This window comes from Kitasatospora sp. NPDC023176 (assembly GCF_055560495.1).
The window spans coordinates 168,053-184,972 of record NZ_JBVHIP010000003.1 but is presented as its reverse complement, the minus strand read 5'-3'; the positions used below and the strand labels follow the sequence as shown (position 1 = coordinate 184,972).

The following is a 16,920-nucleotide window of genomic DNA, read 5'->3' as shown; positions in this document are numbered from 1 at the left end:
GCGTGAAGCGCCACCTCGTCTCCGCCGCCGATCTCAGCCGCGACGACGCGCTGCTGATCCTGGACACCGCCGAGGAGCTGGCCCAGCTCTCCGGCCGGGCCGTCAAGAAGCTGCCCACGCTGCGCGGTCGCACCGTCGTCAACCTCTTCTTCGAGGACTCCACCCGGACCAAGACCTCCTTCGAGGCCGCCGAGAAGCGGCTGTCCGCGGACGTCATCAACTTCTCCGCCAAGGGCTCGTCCGTCTCCAAGGGCGAGAGCCTCAAGGACACCGCGCTGACCCTCCAGGCGATGGGCGCCGACGCGGTCGTCATCCGGCACCACGCCTCGGGCGCGCCGGCCCGGCTGGCCCAGTCGGACTGGCTGCACGGCAGTGTGATCAACGCCGGTGACGGCACCCACGAGCACCCCACCCAGGCGCTGCTCGACGCCTTCACCATGCGCCGCCACCTCAACGCCGGGTCGGGCAACGACCTCGCGGGCCGCCGGGTCACGATCGTCGGCGACATCCTGCACAGCCGGGTCGCCCGCTCCAACGTGCACCTGCTGACCACCCTCGGTGCCCAGGTGACCTTCGTCGCCCCGCCGACCCTGCTGCCGATCGGCATCGAGAACTGGCCCTGCGAGGTCAGCTACGACCTCGACCGGGTGCTGCCCAAGACCGACGCCCTGATGATGCTGCGGGTGCAGCGCGAGCGGATGAACGCCGCGTTCTTCCCGACCGAGCGCGAGTACAGCCGCCGCTACGGCATGAACGGCATCCGGATGGCCCAGCTGCCCGGGCACGCCATCGTGATGCACCCCGGCCCGATGGTCCGCGGCATGGAGATCACCGCCGAGGTCGCCGACTCGCCGCGCTGCACCGTGGTCGAGCAGGTCGCCAACGGCGTCTCCGTCCGGATGGCCGTCCTCTACCTGCTGCTCGGCGGCGCCGTCTTCGCCGACGGACCCGCCGAACCCGCCGCCGCCCCCCGCACCGACTCCGTGGAGACCGCTCAGTGACCAGCTACCTGATCCGCAACGCCAAGATCCTGGGCGGCGCCCCGCAGGACCTCCACCTCGCCGACGGCGTGATCCAGGCGATCGGCACCGGCCTGGCCGTCGAGGCGGACATCGAGATCGACGCCACCGGCATGATCGCCCTGCCCGGCCTGGTCGACCTGCACACCCACCTGCGCGAGCCCGGCCGCGAGGACGCCGAGACCGTGCTCACCGGCACCCAGGCCGCCGCGATGGGCGGTTTCACCGCCGTGCACGCGATGGCCAACACCACCCCGGTGGCCGACACCGCCGGTGTGGTCGAGCAGGTCTGGCGGCTCGGCCAGGAGGCCGGCTACTGCGACGTGCAGCCGGTCGGCGCCGTCACCGTCGGCCTCGGGGGCAAGAAGCTCGCCGAGCTGGGCGCCATGCACGAGTCCGCGGCCGGCGTCCGGGTCTTCTCCGACGACGGCAAGTGCGTGGACGACGCGGTGCTGATGCGCCGCGCCCTGGAGTACGTCAAGGCCTTCGACGGCGTCGTCGCCCAGCACGCCCAGGAGCCGCGGCTGACCGAGGGCGCCCAGATGAACGAGGGCCAGGTCTCCGGGGAGCTCGGGCTGGGCGGCTGGCCGGCCGTCGCCGAGGAGTCGATCATCGCCCGCGACGTGCTGCTCGCCGCGCACGTCGGCTCCCGGCTGCACGTCTGCCACCTCTCCACGGCCGGCTCGGTCGAGATCGTCCGCTGGGCCAAGTCCAAGGGCTGGGACGTCACCGCCGAGGTCACCCCGCACCACCTGCTGCTCACCGACGAGCTGGTCCGCTCCTACGACCCGGTGTACAAGGTGAACCCGCCGCTGCGCACCGCCGAGGACGTCCAGGCGCTGCGCAAGGCGCTCGCCGACGGCACCATCGACGCCGTCGCCACCGACCACGCGCCGCACCCGGCCGAGGACAAGGACTGCGAGTGGGCCGTGGCCGCGATGGGCATGGTCGGCCTGGAGACCGCGCTGTCGGTCGTGCAGCAGACCATGGTCGACACCGGCCTGCTGAACTGGGAGGGCGTCGCGGACCGGATGTCGCACCGCCCGGCCCGGATCGGCCGTCTCAGCGGGCAGGGCCGGCCGATCTCGGTGGGTGAGCCCGCCAACCTGGTGCTCTTCGATCCCGCGTACCGTGGTGCCGTGAACCCCGAGAGCTTCGCCACCCGCAGCCGCAACACCCCTTACAAGGGCATGGACCTGCCCGGACGGGTGCACGCCACCTTCCTGCGCGGCCGCGCCACCGTGCTGGCCGGTGAGCTGGCCGAGCAGGGCGGCATCGCGTGACGGCGTACGCCACGCTCGCCAGGGAGCAGGCGAAGGTCACCGACTGGCCCGGCTACATCGGCTGGTCGGTCGGGCTGCTGATCATCATCGGCCTGGTCTACTGGCTGATGCGCCAGGGCTGGAACTGGCGGCGCACCCTGCAGTCCGGGATCCCGCCGCTGCCCGCCGTGCCGGCCCGCGCCGGGCGGACCATCCTGGAGACCAGCGGGCGGTACCACGGCACCACCACCGCCGGGAACTGGCTCGACCGGGTCGTCGCGCACGGCCTGGGCACCCGCAGCCGGGCCGACCTCACCCTCGGCGAGGACGGGCTGCTGGTGCACCGCCCCGGCGACGTCGACTTCTGGATCCCGGCCGAGCACCTCACCGGTGCCCGGACGGACTCCGGGATCGCCGGCAAGGTCGTCCCCTCCGGGTTGCTGGTGGTCAGCTGGGCCCACGAGGGCACCGAGCTGGACTCCGGCTTCCGGGCCGACCACCCCGATGAGCACACCGCCTGGGTCGAGGCGATCACCCAGCTCGCAACACGTACTACGAAGACGAAGAAGACGGAAGAGGCCGCGCAATGACCGCACCTGCCCCCACCACGCAGCGCCAACGGCGGGAGCGTGTCCCTGCCGTGCTCGTCCTGGAGGACGGCCGGACCTTCCGCGGTCAGGCCTACGGCGCGACCGGCGAGACCTTCGGCGAGGCGGTCTTCAACACCGGCATGTCCGGCTACCAGGAGACCCTGACCGACCCGTCGTACCACCGCCAGGTGGTCGTGATGACCGCCCCGCAGATCGGCAACACCGGCTGGAACGACGAGGACGACGAGTCCCAGCAGATCTGGGTCGCCGGCTACGTCGTGCGCGACCCCGCCCGGGTGGCGTCCAACTGGCGCTCCCGCCGCTCGCTGGACGAGGCGCTGACCCGCCAGGGCGTCGTCGGCATCAGCGGCATCGACACCCGCGCGCTGACCCGCCACCTGCGCGAGCGCGGCGCGATGCGCTGCGGCATCTTCTCCGGCGAGACGCTGGCCGACCCGGCCGCGCTGCTCGCCCGGGTGCAGCAGGCGCCCGAGATGAAGGGCGCCGACCTGTGCGCCGAGGTCGCCACCACCGAGCCGTACATCGTCCCCGCGATCGGTGAGAAGAAGTTCACCGTCGCCGCGCTGGACCTCGGCATCAAGGCGATGACCCCGCAGCGGATGGCCGAGCGCGGCATCGAGGTGCACGTGCTGCCGGCCAACTCCACCCTGGAGGACCTCTACGCCGTCAACCCGGACGGCGTGTTCTTCTCCAACGGCCCGGGCGACCCGGCCACCGCCGACCACCAGGTCGCCGTCGCGCAGGGCGTGCTGGAGCGCAAGACCCCGTTCTTCGGGATCTGCTTCGGCAACCAGATCCTCGGCCGTGCCCTGGGCTTCGGCACCTACAAGCTCAAGTACGGCCACCGCGGCATCAACCAGCCGGTGCAGGACCGCACCACCGGCAAGGTCGAGGTGACCGCCCACAACCACGGCTTCGCCGTGAACGCGCCGCTGGACAAGGTGAGCGACACCCCCTACGGGCGGGTCGAGGTCTCCCACGTCTGCCTCAACGACGACGTGGTCGAGGGCCTCCAGGCGCTCGACGTGCCCGCCTTCAGCGTGCAGTACCACCCCGAAGCGGCCGCCGGCCCGCACGACGCCGCCTACCTGTTCGACCGCTTCGTGAAGCTCATGGAGGGCCAGCGTGCCTAAGCGCACTGACATCAAGTCCGTCCTGGTGATCGGCTCCGGCCCGATCGTCATCGGCCAGGCCGCCGAGTTCGACTACTCGGGCACCCAGGCCTGCCGCGTTCTCAGGGCCGAAGGCCTGCGGGTCGTGCTGGTCAACTCCAACCCGGCCACGATCATGACCGACCCGGAGATCGCCGACGCCACCTACGTCGAGCCGATCACCCCGGAGTTCGTCGAGAAGATCATCGCCAAGGAGCGCCCCGACGCGCTGCTGCCGACCCTGGGCGGCCAGACCGCGCTCAACACCGCGATCTCGCTGCACGCGGCCGGCACGCTGGAGAAGTACGGCGTCGAGCTGATCGGCGCCGACGTCGAGGCGATCAACAAGGGCGAGGACCGCGAGCTGTTCAAGGGCGTCGTCGAGGCCGTCAAGGCCAAGATCGGCCACGGCGAGTCCGCCCGCTCGGTCATCTGCCACACCATGGACGACGTGCTCGCCGGCGTCGACACGCTCGGCGGCTACCCGGTCGTGGTCCGCCCCTCCTTCACCATGGGCGGCGCCGGCTCCGGCTTCGCCCACCACGAGGAGGACCTGCGCCGCATCGCCGGCCAGGGCCTGGCCCTCTCGCCGACCACCGAGGTGCTCCTGGAGGAGTCCATCCTCGGCTGGAAGGAGTACGAGCTGGAGCTGATGCGCGACAAGAACGACAACGTCGTGGTCGTCTGCTCCATCGAGAACTTCGACCCGATGGGCGTGCACACCGGTGACTCGATCACCGTCGCCCCGGCGATGACCCTCACCGACCGCGAGTACCAGATCCTGCGCGACATCGGCATCGCCGTCATCCGCGAGGTCGGCGTCGACACCGGCGGCTGCAACATCCAGTTCGCCGTCAACCCCGTCGACGGCCGGGTCATCGTCATCGAGATGAACCCGCGCGTCTCCCGCTCCTCGGCGCTCGCCTCCAAGGCCACCGGCTTCCCGATCGCCAAGATCGCCGCCAAGCTGGCCGTCGGCTACACCCTGGACGAGATCCCCAACGACATCACCGAGGAGACCCCGGCCTCCTTCGAGCCGACCCTCGACTACGTCGTGGTCAAGGTGCCGCGGTTCGCGTTCGAGAAGTTCCCGAGCGCCGACGCGACGCTGACCACCACCATGAAGTCCGTCGGCGAGGCCATGGCCCTGGGCCGCAACTTCCCCGAGGCGCTGCAGAAGGCGCTGCGCTCGCTGGAGAAGAAGGGCTCCCAGTTCGACTGGACCGGTCCGGTCGGCGACAAGGCCGAGCTGCTGACCAAGGCCACCGTGCCGACCGATGGCCGGATCAACACCGTGATGGACGCCATCCGGGCCGGCGCCACCCCGGACGAGGTGTTCGAGTACACCAAGATCGACCCGTGGTTCGTCGACCAGCTCTTCCTGCTGGACGAGATCGCCGGCGATCTGGCCGAGGCCGCCGAGCTCACCCCCGAGCTGCTGCGCCACGCCAAGCGGCACGGCTTCTCCGACCAGCAGATCGCGGAGATCCGCGGCCTGCGCGCGGACGTCGTCCGCGAGGTGCGCCACGCCCTCGGCATCCGCCCGGTGTACAAGACCGTCGACACCTGCGCCGCCGAGTTCGCCGCCAAGACCCCGTACTTCTACTCGTCCTACGACGAGGAGAGCGAGGTCGCCCCGCGCACCAAGCCGGCCGTGATCATCCTCGGCTCGGGCCCCAACCGCATCGGCCAGGGCATCGAGTTCGACTACTCCTGCGTGCACGCCTCCTTCGCGCTCGCCGAGGCCGGGTACGAGACCGTCATGGTCAACTGCAACCCGGAGACCGTCTCCACCGACTACGACACCTCCGACCGGCTCTACTTCGAGCCGCTCACCCTGGAGGACGTGCTGGAGATCGTCCACGCCGAGCGGCAGGCCGGACCGCTGGCCGGCGTGATCGTCCAGCTCGGCGGCCAGACCCCGCTGGGCCTGGCCCAGGCGCTCAAGGACAACGGCGTGCCGATCGTCGGCACCCAGCCCGAGGCGATCGACCTCGCCGAGGAGCGCGGCGCCTTCGGCCGCGTGCTGCGCGACGCCGGGCTGCCCGCCCCCAAGCACGGCACCGCCTTCTCCTTCGCGGAGGCCAAGGCGATCGCCGACGAGATCGGCTACCCGGTCCTGGCCCGCCCGTCCTACGTGCTCGGCGGCCGCGGCATGGAGATCGTCTACGACGAGGCCTCGCTCGCCTCCTACCTGGAGCGGCACGCCGGTCTGATCTCCGAGCACCCGGTGCTGATCGACCGCTTCCTGGACGACGCGGTGGAGATCGACGTCGACGCGCTCTACGACGGCACCGAGCTCTACCTCGGCGGCGTCATGGAGCACATCGAGGAGGCCGGCATCCACTCCGGCGACTCCGCCTGCGCGCTGCCCCCGATCACCCTGGGCGGCTACGACATCAAGCGCCTGCGCACCTCCACCGAGGCCATCGCGCGCGGCGTCGGCGTCCGCGGCCTGATCAACATCCAGTTCGCACTGGCCGGGGACATCCTCTACGTGCTGGAGGCCAACCCGCGCGCCTCCCGCACCGTCCCGTTCACCTCCAAGGCGACCGCCGTGCCGCTGGCCAAGGCCGCCGCCCGGATCTCGCTCGGCGCCACCATCGCCGAGCTGCGCGCCGAGGGCCTGCTCCCGGCCGAGGGCGACGGCGGCACGCTGCCGGCCGACGCCCCGATCGCGGTCAAGGAGGCCGTGATGCCGTGGAGCCGCTTCCGCGACATCCACGGCCGCGGCGTGGACACCGTGCTCGGCCCGGAGATGCGCTCGACCGGCGAGGTCATGGGCATCGACAAGGTCTTCGGCACCGCCTACGCCAAGGCGCAGTCCGGCGCGTACGGCGCGCTGCCGACCAAGGGCAAGGTCTTCGTCTCGGTCGCCAACCGGGACAAGCGCAACCTGGTCTTCCCGGCCCGGGCGCTGGTCGGCCTCGGCTTCGAGGTGCTCGCCACCGCCGGCACCGCCGAGGTGCTGCACCGCGGCGGCATCCCGTCCACGCTGGTGCGCAAGCACAGCGAGGGCGAGGGCCCGAACGGTGAGCGGACGATCGTCCAGCTGATCCACGACGGCGAGGTCGACCTGATCATCAACACGCCGTACGGCACCGGTGGTCGCCTCGACGGCTACGAGATCCGCACCGCCGCGGTCTCCCGCGGGGTGCCGTGCCTGACCACCGTCCAGGCGATGGGCGCGGCCGTCCAGGGCATGGACGCGCTGCTGCGCGACGAGGTCGGAGTGATGTCCCTCCAGGAGCACGCCGAGCTGATCAACGCCGGTCGCAAGTAGCACCACCGCAGTGGGGGGCACCGGAGCCAGTCGGGTGCCCCCCACTTCCATGACCAAGTCCGGTCATCGATCCGGGAGTTGACCCCACTTTGTACAAGTTCCTGTTCGACCTCGTGTTCAAGAAGATGGACCCGGAGAAGGCCCACCACCTCGCCTTCTTCTGGATCCGGCTGGCCTCCTCGGTGCCCGGCCTGCGCACCCTGGTGCGACTGGTGCTCGCCCCACGCGACCGGGCGCTGCACACCAGGGCCCTCGGCCTGGACCTGCCCGGCCCGTTCGGGCTCGCGGCCGGCTTCGACAAGAACGGCGTCGGCATCGACGGCCTGGCGATGCTCGGCTTCGACTACGTCGAGATCGGCACCATCACCGGCGAGCCCCAGCCCGGCAACCCGACGCCCCGGCTGTTCCGCCTGGTCGAGGACCGCGCGCTGATCAACCGGATGGGCTTCAACAACCAGGGCTCGGCCAGGGTCGCCGCCCGGCTGGCCGCCCGCCCGCACACCAGCTCCACCCCGGTGATCGGCGTCAACATCGGCAAGACCAAGGTGGTCGAGGAGGCCGACGCCGTCGCCGACTACGTCAAGTCGACCGAGCGGCTGGCCAAGTACGCCGACTACCTGGTGGTCAACGTCAGCTCCCCGAACACCCCCGGGCTGCGCAACCTCCAGGCCGTCGACCACCTGCGCCCGCTGCTCGCCGCCGTCCGCGAGGCCGCCGACCGCACCACCGCGCACCGCGTGCCGCTGCTGGTCAAGATCGCCCCCGACCTGGCCGACGAGGACATCGACGAGGTCGCCGACCTGGCCCTGGAGCTGGGCCTGGACGGCATCATCGCCACCAACACCACGATCGGCCGCGAGGGCCTGCGGGCCGACGCCGAGCGGGTCCGGGAGATCGGCCTGGGCGGCCTGTCCGGCGCCCCGCTGAAGGCCCGCGCCCTGGAGGTGCTGCAGCGGCTGCGCGCCCGCACCGAGGGCCGGCTGACGCTGGTCTCGGTCGGCGGCGTGGAGACCGCCGAGGACGCCTGGCAGCGGATCATCCACGGCGCCGACCTCGTGCAGGGCTACAGCGCCTTCATCTACGAGGGGCCGTTCTGGTGCCGCCGGATCCACCGGGGCCTCTCCGCCCGGGTCCGCGCCGCGGGCTTCCGCAACCTGGCGGCGGCCGTCGGCAGCGCCGTCCGCAGCTCGTGAACCCCTGTACTGGATCTGGAAAGGACGACATGACCCTCGCCCCGTTCGGTGCCCGGCTGCGCCAGGCCCTCGACACCCGCGGCCAGCTCTGCGTCGGCATCGACCCGCACGCCTCCCTGCTCTCCGCCTGGGGGCTCGGTGACGACCTCGCCGGGCTGGAGACCTTCAGTCGCACCGTGGTGGAGGCGCTGGCCGACCGGGTGGCCGTGCTCAAGCCGCAGGCCGCCTTCTTCGAGCGCTTCGGCAGCAAGGGCGTCGCGGTGCTGGAGAAGACCGTCGAGGAGGCCCGTGCGGCCGGTGCGCTGGTGCTGATGGACGCCAAGCGCGGCGACATCGGCTCCACCATGGCCGCCTACGCGGAGGCCTTCCTGTCGCCCGGCAGCCCGCTGTTCTCGGACGCCGTGACGGTCAGCCCGTACCTGGGCTTCGGCTCGCTGCGCCCGGCCCTGGACCTGGCCCGCGAGCAGGGCTGCGGGGTGTTCGCGCTGGCGCTCACCTCCAACCCGGAGGGCGCCGAGGTGCAGCGCGCGGTCGGCGCGGACGGCGAGCCGGTCGCCGCGTCGGTGCTGCGCCAGCTGGCGGCCGAGAACGCGGACGCGGCGCCGCTGGGCTCCTTCGGCGCGGTGGTCGGCGCGACGCTGGCCGACGCGGGCGTGGACCTGGCCATCAACGGCCCGCTGCTGGCCCCCGGGATCGGCGCCCAGGGCGCGACCATGGCGGACCTGCCGCGGGTGTTCGGCGCCTCGGTGATCAACGTGGTGCCGAGCGTCAGCCGGGACGTGCTCAAGCACGGGCCGTCGGTGCCGGCCCTGCGGGAGGCCGCGGAGCGCTTCGTCGGCGAGTTCGCGGACGCCGTCAAGTAGCGGAGGCGGCCCGGCCGGTGGCCGGCTGGTAGCCGACCGGTGACCGTACGCAGTGTCCGCAGGACGGCGGGGCGGCACCGGAGTTGACGTGAGCGCCGTCACATCGACCCCGTCAAAGTTTCGCAATCGCGGTCATTTTGCCCCGGAAAGTCCTGGTCGGCCTTGGCTGACCAGGACTTTTCGTGTTCTTTTCCTGACGCGGCGCCGCAATGCGGGTAGTGTCCGGCGATAGGTCATCGGCGAGTTGCGAAATCTGTAGCTCCCGCAGGTCAGGGCCCTGTGGTTCCCCATTGGGCTCCCCTTGCGGACGGTGTCCCGGTACCAAACCAGTCATAGCTCAATCCCTTCCTTCCACACCCTGAGGTGAACGGCGTGGCTCTTCCGCCCCTTACCCCTGAACAGCGCACCGCCGCGCTCGCCAAGGCCGCCGAGGCTCGCCGGGAGCGCGCCGAGGTCAAGAACCGGCTCAAGCACTCCGGCGCCTCCCTGCACGAGGTGATCAAGGCCGGCAAGAACGACAACGACGTGATCGGCAAGATGAAGGTGTCGGCCCTGCTGGAGTCCCTTCCGGGCGTCGGCAAGGTTCGTGCCAAGCAGATCATGGAGCGCCTCGGCATCAGCGAGAGCCGCCGTGTCCGCGGTCTCGGAACGAACCAGATCGCCTCCCTGGAGCGTGAGTTCGGCGGTGGCGCCGTCTGACCGTGCCCCGTGGTCCCGGGATCGTCCGCGATCCGGGATAATCGGTGCATGAGTGAGCGTCCGCGGCTGACCGTGCTCTCCGGCCCTTCGGGGGTCGGCAAGAGCACGGTCGTCGCTCATATGAGGAAGATGTACCCCGAAGTCTGGCTCTCGGTGTCGGCCACCACCCGGCACCCGAGGCCCGGCGAGAAGAACGGGGTCCAGTACCACTTCGTCGACAACGACGAGTTCGACAAGCTGATCGCCAACGGCGAGCTGCTCGAGTGGGCCGAGTTCGCGGGCAACCGCTACGGCACCCCGCGTGCGGCCGTACTGGAGAAGCTGGAGCGCGGCGAGCCCGTCCTGCTGGAGATCGACCTGCAGGGCGCCCGCCAGGTGCGCGAGTCGATGCCGGAGGCCCAGCTGGTCTTCCTGGCGCCGCCGAGCTGGGACGAGCTGGTCCGTCGGCTGACCGGCCGGGGCACCGAGGCGCAGGACGTGATCGAGCGGCGGCTGGAGGCGGCCAGGGTCGAGCTCGCGGCCGAGGCCGAGTTCGACAGGACCCTTGTCAACACCTCCGTCGAGCAGGTAGCGGCCGAACTGCTAGCCTTGCTCGGTGTAGCCTGACCTGTCAGTCTTTTCCACCCTTTCGGAAGGTTTTCGCGTGTCCTCTTCCATGACCGCGCCCGAGGGCATCATCAACCCGCCGATCGACGAGCTGCTTGAGGCCACCGACTCGAAGTACAGCCTCGTGATCTACGCCGCCAAGCGCGCGCGCCAGATCAACGCGTACTACTCCCAGCTCGGCGAGGGCCTGCTGGAGTACGTCGGCCCGCTGGTCGACACCCACGTGCACGAGAAGCCGCTGTCGATCGCGCTGCGCGAGATCAACGCGGGCATGCTGACCGCCGAGGCGGTCGAGGGCGCCGCCTGAGGCAGCCTCGTACCGTCCCGGAGGGCCCGGCGGAATTCGTTCCGCCGGGCCCTCCGGCGTTTTCCGGCCCCGGTGGGCCGGGCCGCGGTGTGGGGCGCGGCTGAGGGGTCGTAGGGTGGGCGGGTTCCGGATCGGGAGAAAGGTGGGTGTCTGACGGTGGACGCTCCTCGGGTGGCTCTGGGTGTCAGCGGCGGGATCGCCGCCTACAAGGCGTGCGAGCTGCTGCGCCGGTTCACCGAGTCCGGCCACCAGGTCACCGTGGTGCCCACCGCGGCGGCGCTGCACTTCGTCGGCGAGGCCACCTGGGCCGCGCTGTCCGGCCGCCCCGCCGCCACCGAGACCTGGGAGCGCGTGCACGAGGTGCCGCACGTGCGGATCGGGCAGCAGGCCGACCTGGTGGTGGTCGCCCCCGCCACCGCCGACCTGATCGCCAAGGCCGCCCACGGGCTCGCCGACGACCTGCTGACCAACACCCTGCTCACCGCCCGCTGCCCGGTCGTCCTGGCGCCCGCCATGCACACCGAGATGTGGGAGCACCCGGCCACCCGGGAGAACGTCGCCACCCTGCGCCGCCGCGGTGTGATCGTGCTGGAGCCGGCCGTCGGGCGGCTCACCGGCAAGGACACCGGCAAGGGGCGGCTGCCCGAGCCCGGCGCGATCTTCGAGGCCTGCCGGGCCGTGCTGCGCCGGGGCGGGGCGGTGCCGACCGACCTGGCCGGCCGGCACGTGGTGGTCTCGGCCGGCGGCACCCGGGAGCCGCTGGACCCGGTGCGCTTCCTCGGCAACCGCTCCTCCGGCAAGCAGGGCTACGCGCTCGCCGTGACGGCCGCGGCGCGCGGGGCGCGGGTGACCCTCGTCTCCGCCAACGCCGAGCTGCCCGACCCGGCCGGGGTGGACGTGGTGCACGTCTCGACCGCGCTGGAACTGCGCGCGGCGGCGCTGAAGGCGGCCGCGGACGCGGACGCCGTGGTGATGGCCGCGGCGGTGGCGGACTTCCGGCCCGCCGAGTACGCGACCGGCAAGATCAAGAAGGTCGAGGGGGTCGAGCCGGCTCCGGTGGCGCTGGTCCGCAACCCCGACGTGCTGGCCGAGCTGTCGGCGCACCGCCCCCGTTCGGGCCAGCTGGTGGTGGGTTTCGCGGCGGAGACCGACGACGTGCTCGCCAACGGCCGCGCCAAGCTCGCCCGCAAGGGCTGCGACCTGCTGGTGGTCAACGAGGTGGGCGACGGAAAGGCCTTCGGGCAGGACGTCAACGAGGCCGTGGTGCTGGGCGCGGACGGCAGCGAGACCCCCGTACCGGTGGGCCCCAAGGAGGCCCTCGCGGACGTGATCTGGGATCTGGTCGCAAAGCGGCTGGAACCGGGTCGGAACTGATCGAGACCCGCTGGAGAACGGTCTTGATTTCCGGAAGCGGGTGACGTTCGGCGGAAGCAGACCGTTAGAATCCAGGAATCAAGTCTTTCCGGATGTCCCCGGTTCGCCGGGGGCCTTCAGTCAGCAGCCGCTGCAACCCCAGGGAGCGCTGTGTCTCGCCGCCTGTTCACCTCGGAGTCCGTGACCGAGGGACACCCCGACAAGATCGCTGACCAGATCAGCGACACCATCCTTGACGCGCTCCTCCGTGAGGACCCGACCTCCCGGGTCGCCGTGGAGACGCTCATCACGACCGGCCAGGTGCACGTGGCCGGCGAGGTGACCACCAAGGCGTACGCCCCGATCGCCCAGCTCGTCCGGGACAAGATCCTGGAGATCGGCTACGACAGCTCCAAGAAGGGCTTCGACGGCGCCTCCTGTGGCGTGTCGGTGTCCATCGGAGCCCAGTCGCCCGACATCGCGCAGGGTGTCGACACCGCGTACGAGGCCCGGGTCGAGGGCGACGAGGACGACCTGGACAAGCAGGGGGCCGGCGACCAGGGCCTGATGTTCGGCTACGCGTCCGACGAGACGCCCGAGCTGATGCCGCTGCCGATCACCCTGGCGCACCGCCTCTCCCGCCGCCTCACCGAGGTCCGCAAGAACGGGACCATCCCGTACCTGCGCCCCGACGGCAAGACCCAGGTCACCATCGAGTACGACGGCGACAAGGCCGTCCGCCTCGACACCGTGGTCGTCTCCACCCAGCACGCCAGTGACATCGACCTGGAGTCGCTGCTCACCCCGGACATCCGCGAGTTCGTCGTGGAGCCGGAGCTGAAGGCGCTGGCCGAGCAGGGCATCAAGCTGACCACCGACGGGTACCGCCTGCTGGTCAACCCGACCGGCCGCTTCGAGATCGGCGGCCCGATGGGCGACGCCGGCCTCACCGGCCGCAAGATCATCATCGACACCTACGGCGGCATGGCCCGCCACGGTGGCGGCGCCTTCTCCGGCAAGGACCCGTCCAAGGTGGACCGCTCGGCCGCGTACGCGATGCGCTGGGTGGCGAAGAACATCGTCGCCGCCGGCCTCGCCCGCCGCGCCGAGGTGCAGGTCGCGTACGCGATCGGCAAGGCCGAGCCGGTCGGCCTGTTCGTGGAGACCTTCGGCACCGAGAGCGTGCCGGTCCTCTCCATCCAGAAGGCCGTCTCCGAGGTCTTCGACCTCCGCCCGGCCGCGATCATCCGCGACCTGGACCTGCTGCGGCCGATCTACTCGCAGACCGCCGCGTACGGCCACTTCGGCCGTGAGCTGCCGGACTTCACCTGGGAGCGCACCGACCGGGTGGAGCAGCTGAAGGCTGCCGTCCAGGACTGACCCCCCGGGCTTCGAAGCGGCGTCCGCCCCTGTTCGGGGGCGGGCGCCGCTCCGCTGTGTGCGCGGTGTCGGTGTGACCTGGTAGTACTTGGGAGCGATGAGCAGCACAGGGGAGAACGGGGCCGCCGAGCCGGAGCAGCTGGCGTTCATCCGGGAGACGGTCAAGCGGGCCAAGCCCCGGACGTGGCATGGGGCCAAACGGGCCGAACACCTGCCGGTGGCCCGGGTCGTGGTGGACAAGGGCGTGCTCACCATCGACAAGCTCTTCGACTACGAGGTGCCGGCCGCCATGGCCGAGGAGGCCCAGCCGGGCGTCCGGGTGCGGGTGCGCTTCGGGGCGCGGGTGGTCAAGGGCCAGCGCGAGGGCGGGGAACTGCACGACGGGTTCATCGTCGCCCGGCTGGAGAAGAGCGACTTCGCCGGCCCGCTCGCCCCGCTCGCCCAGGTGCTCTCACCCGAACCGGTGCTCAGCCCGCAGCTGCTCCGGCTCTGCCGCACCGTCGCCGACCGGTACGCCGGCACCCTGGCCGACGTGCTGCAGCTCGCCGTACCGCCCCGGCACGCCAAGGCCGAGGCCGAACCCTCCCCGCCGCCGCTGCCGCGCCCGCCGGCCCCCGCCCCCGGCGGCTGGCAGCGCTACCCGGCCGGGCCCGACTTCCTCACCGCACTGGCCGGCGGCGGATCGCCGCGCGCGGTGTGGGCCGCCCTGCCCGGGCCCGGCTGGCCGTACGAGATCGCCCGGGCGGTCGCCGCGACACTGGCCGGCGGGCGCGGCGCGCTCGTCGTGCTGCCGGACCGACGGTCGGTGGCCCGGGTCGACCAGGCGCTGACCGAGCTGCTCGGACCGGGGATGCACGTGGCCCTGGAGGCCGAACTCGGCCCGCGCGAGCGCTACCGGCGCTGGCTCGCGGTCAGCCGCGGCTCGGTGCACGCCGCGATCGGCACCCGGGCCACCATGTTCGCGCCGGTGCGCGACCTCGGGCTGGTCGTGGTCTGGTCCGACGGCGACGGCAGCCACAGCGACCCGCGCGCCCCCCATCCGCACGTGCGCGAGGTCGCGCTGCTGCGCGCCGCCGAGGAGGGCGCCGCCGTCCTGCTCGGCGGGCACGCGGTGACCGTGGAGGGCGCCCAGCTGGTCAGCACCGGGTGGGCGCGGCCGCTGGTCGCCGACCGGGAGGTGGTGCGGCAGGTCGCGCCCAGGGTGCGCACCGTCACCGACCAGGACCAGCACCGGGACGCCGCCGCCCAGGCCGCCCGGCTGCCCTCGGTCGGCTGGGACGCCGCCCGGGAGGCACTGGCGGCCGGGCACCCGGTGCTCATCCAGGTGCCCCGGCGCGGCTACGTGCCCCGGCTGGCCTGCGGGCGCTGCCGCACCCCCGCCCGCTGCCGGCGCTGCGAGGGGCCGCTGGAGGCGCCCTCGGCGGACGCCGCGCTGACCTGCGGCTGGTGCGGCGAGGCCGAGAACGACTGGCACTGCCCCGAGTGCGGCTCCTTCCGGCTGCGGGCCCAGGTGGTCGGTGCCCGGCGCACGGCGGAGGAACTGGGCAAGGCGTTCCCGCGGATCCCGGTGCGGACCTCGGGGCGGGACGCGGTGCTGGACACCGTGCCCGACGAGCCCTCGCTGGTGATCTCCACCCCGGGCGCGGAGCCGGTCGTCGAGGGCGGTTCCGGGTACGGCGCGGTGCTGCTGCTCGACGGCTGGGCGCTGCTCAGCCGGCCCGACCTGCGGGCCGGGGAGGAGACCCTGCGGCTCTGGCTCGCCGCGGCCGCGCTCGCCCGGCCCTCGACGGAGGGCGGGACGGTCGTCGTGGTCGCCGAGCCCTCGGCCCGGCCGGTGCAGGCGCTGGTGCGCTGGGACCCGCTGGGGCACGCTGGGCTGGAGCGGGACGAACGGGCTCAGCTGCACTTCCCGCCGGTGTCGCGGATGGCCGCGGTGAGCGGGAGCCCGGCGGCCGTCGCCGACCTGCTGAACCTGATCCGGCTGCCGGAGGGTGCGGACGTGCTCGGGCCGGTGCCGGTGCCCGCGCTGCGCGGGGAGGAACAGGAGCGGGCGCTGCTGCGGGTGGCGCCCGGGCAGGGGACCGCGCTGGCGGCGGCGCTCAAGGCGGCGCAGATCGCGCGGATCGCGCTGCGGACGGCGGAACCGGTGCGGGTGCGGGTGGATCCGACGGACATCGGGTAGCGGGGGCCGCGGCCGGGGGCTCTGGTCGCCGAGCGGCCCGGGCTGCTGAGGGCTTCGGCCGCTGAGGGCTCGGTCGCCGGGGTGCTGGGGGCGGGGTGGGGCGCTGGGGGCCGCTGCCGGGGGCGGCCGGGGTGAGGTGGGCTGAGGTGGGGCTGAGGTGGGGCGCTGGGGGCGGGGTGAGTGGGCCACCCCGCCCCGGGTGGCCCGGGCGTGGTCGGGGGTGGTCAGCCGCGGAGGGGGATGCCGGTCTGCGGGCGCTCGACCGGGGTGCGGTCGCGGTCGATGGGAGCGCGGTCCAGCGGGGTGCGGTCGATGGCGTTGCGCTCCAAGGCGCTGCGCTCCAGGCTGGAGCGGTCCAGGCCGCCCTGTCGGGCCGCGGGGACGGTGGTGGCCAGGCCGCCGCGTTCGGTGGGGGCGGGGAGTTCCTCGGAGCGGTCCGGCCGGGCGGGGCCCGGGACGGCGCCGCTGGCGGCGAGGAGTTCGCTGGTCGGGCGGCGCATGCCGTAGCGGCGGTGCACGGCCTGCTTGGTGACCCCGAGGGCGGAACCCACCGAGTCCCAGGAGAAGCCCAGCGCCCGGTCGAACTCGACCGCCGCAGCCACCAGGGTCTCCACGCTCTCCCGCAGCTCCTGCGCCAGGCGCACGGTCGGCGCCGGCGCCCGTCCGTACACCACGAAGCCGGCCGAGGTGCTCGGACGGCGCGGTCGGTAGACGTTTCCCAGCTGGGCGGTGAGCGTCCGCAGCGCGTCGACCTGGCGCCTCACCCGCTCGATGTCCCGCACCAGCAGGTGCAGGCTCGCCCGCGCCCGGGCGTCGTGATTGATCTGCTCGGCCATGGCCTACGTGCCACCTTCCGTACGGTTCAGCTCGGCCGGGGCGCGGTGTCCCGTGCGCCCGGCCCCGGTCAATCTCTCTTGACCAACGCCGAAGCGGGGGCCGGGGTAACGCGGCTCGGCAGGTTCGGGATATGCCAGTAGCAGATGCGGGCGTCCGAGGACGGCCCGTCGGGGC

The 16,920-nt window shown here is 72.5% G+C and carries 13 protein-coding genes and 1 pseudogene; 13 read left to right on the top strand and 1 reads right to left on the bottom strand.

Features of this window, described 5'->3' with window-relative positions; all coding sequences use genetic code 11:
• The first annotated feature begins 2 nt into the window (after positions 1 to 2).
• The 13 genes from ACZ3YL_RS06785 (at position 3) to ACZ3YL_RS06725 (ending at position 15,909) form a co-directional block, all read left to right on the top strand.
• Positions 3 to 1,001: an aspartate carbamoyltransferase catalytic subunit gene (locus ACZ3YL_RS06785; RefSeq protein WP_188309992.1), complete on the top strand. Its 999-nt coding sequence runs from the start codon at positions 3 to 5 to the stop codon at positions 999 to 1,001.
• Positions 998 to 2,302, top strand: coding sequence for a dihydroorotase (locus ACZ3YL_RS06780; RefSeq protein ID WP_188309993.1), 1,305 nt, complete (start codon positions 998 to 1,000; stop codon positions 2,300 to 2,302). The genes ACZ3YL_RS06785 and ACZ3YL_RS06780 overlap by 4 nt, the downstream gene beginning before the upstream one ends.
• Positions 2,299 to 2,871 (top strand): PH-like domain-containing protein, encoded by a 573-nt coding sequence (locus ACZ3YL_RS06775; RefSeq protein ID WP_188309994.1) that lies wholly within the window; start codon positions 2,299 to 2,301, stop codon positions 2,869 to 2,871. The genes ACZ3YL_RS06780 and ACZ3YL_RS06775 overlap by 4 nt, the downstream gene beginning before the upstream one ends.
• Positions 2,868 to 4,025 (top strand): glutamine-hydrolyzing carbamoyl-phosphate synthase small subunit, encoded by a 1,158-nt coding sequence (gene carA, locus ACZ3YL_RS06770; protein WP_188309995.1) that lies wholly within the window; start codon positions 2,868 to 2,870, stop codon positions 4,023 to 4,025. The genes ACZ3YL_RS06775 and carA overlap by 4 nt, the downstream gene beginning before the upstream one ends.
• The gene (gene carB / locus ACZ3YL_RS06765; RefSeq protein WP_188309996.1) at positions 4,018 to 7,326 is read left to right on the top strand and encodes a carbamoyl-phosphate synthase large subunit; all 3,309 of its coding nucleotides are present in this window, start codon (positions 4,018 to 4,020) and stop codon (positions 7,324 to 7,326) included. Before carA ends, carB begins: the two co-directional genes overlap by 8 nt.
• An 89-nt stretch (positions 7,327 to 7,415) precedes the next feature.
• Positions 7,416 to 8,519: a quinone-dependent dihydroorotate dehydrogenase gene (locus ACZ3YL_RS06760; protein ID WP_188309997.1), complete on the top strand. Its 1,104-nt coding sequence runs from the start codon at positions 7,416 to 7,418 to the stop codon at positions 8,517 to 8,519.
• Between the two features lie 29 nt (positions 8,520 to 8,548).
• Positions 8,549 to 9,382, top strand: a complete 834-nt coding sequence (gene pyrF / locus ACZ3YL_RS06755; RefSeq protein ID WP_188309998.1) for an orotidine-5'-phosphate decarboxylase — start codon at positions 8,549 to 8,551, stop codon at positions 9,380 to 9,382.
• A gap of 372 nt (positions 9,383 to 9,754) precedes the next feature.
• Complete coding sequence (gene mihF, locus ACZ3YL_RS06750; protein ID WP_188309999.1) at positions 9,755 to 10,081, top strand: integration host factor, actinobacterial type; 327 nt, start codon at positions 9,755 to 9,757, stop codon at positions 10,079 to 10,081.
• 48 nt (positions 10,082 to 10,129) lie between these two features.
• On the top strand, positions 10,130 to 10,687 hold the full coding sequence (gmk, locus tag ACZ3YL_RS06745; RefSeq protein WP_188310000.1) for a guanylate kinase: 558 nt from the start codon (positions 10,130 to 10,132) through the stop codon (positions 10,685 to 10,687).
• A 37-nt stretch (positions 10,688 to 10,724) separates the two neighbouring features.
• The gene (gene rpoZ, locus ACZ3YL_RS06740) at positions 10,725 to 10,994 is read left to right on the top strand and encodes a DNA-directed RNA polymerase subunit omega (protein WP_188297240.1); all 270 of its coding nucleotides are present in this window, start codon (positions 10,725 to 10,727) and stop codon (positions 10,992 to 10,994) included.
• A gap of 156 nt (positions 10,995 to 11,150) precedes the next feature.
• Entirely contained in the window at positions 11,151 to 12,368 is a 1,218-nt protein-coding gene (gene coaBC / locus ACZ3YL_RS06735; protein WP_465655937.1) for a bifunctional phosphopantothenoylcysteine decarboxylase/phosphopantothenate--cysteine ligase CoaBC, read from the top strand.
• Between the two features lie 150 nt (positions 12,369 to 12,518).
• Entirely contained in the window at positions 12,519 to 13,727 is a 1,209-nt protein-coding gene (gene metK, locus ACZ3YL_RS06730; RefSeq protein WP_188310002.1) for a methionine adenosyltransferase, read from the top strand.
• Between the two features lie 97 nt (positions 13,728 to 13,824).
• The gene (locus ACZ3YL_RS06725; RefSeq protein ID WP_465655936.1) at positions 13,825 to 15,909 is read left to right on the top strand and encodes a primosomal protein N'; all 2,085 of its coding nucleotides are present in this window, start codon (positions 13,825 to 13,827) and stop codon (positions 15,907 to 15,909) included.
• 368 nt (positions 15,910 to 16,277) lie between these two features.
• On the opposite strand, the pseudogene ACZ3YL_RS06720 reads toward ACZ3YL_RS06725, so the two are convergent.
• Positions 16,278 to 16,745 (bottom strand): annotated as a pseudogene (locus ACZ3YL_RS06720) (hypothetical protein); the annotation flags it as partial.
• Positions 16,746 to 16,920: the final 175 nt, after the last annotated feature.

Bases quoted from the DNA above. Each gene is read 5' to 3' on its own strand.
- gmk (WP_188310000.1), top strand. From the start codon at position 10,130: ATGAGTGAGCGTCCGCGGCTGACCGTGCTCTCCGGCCCTTCGGGGGTC.
- pyrF (WP_188309998.1), top strand. From the start codon at position 8,549: ATGACCCTCGCCCCGTTCGGTGCCCGGCTGCGCCAGGCCCTCGACACC.
- carA (WP_188309995.1), top strand. From the start codon at position 2,868: ATGACCGCACCTGCCCCCACCACGCAGCGCCAACGGCGGGAGCGTGTC.
- ACZ3YL_RS06725 (WP_465655936.1), top strand. From the start codon at position 13,825: ATGAGCAGCACAGGGGAGAACGGGGCCGCCGAGCCGGAGCAGCTGGCG.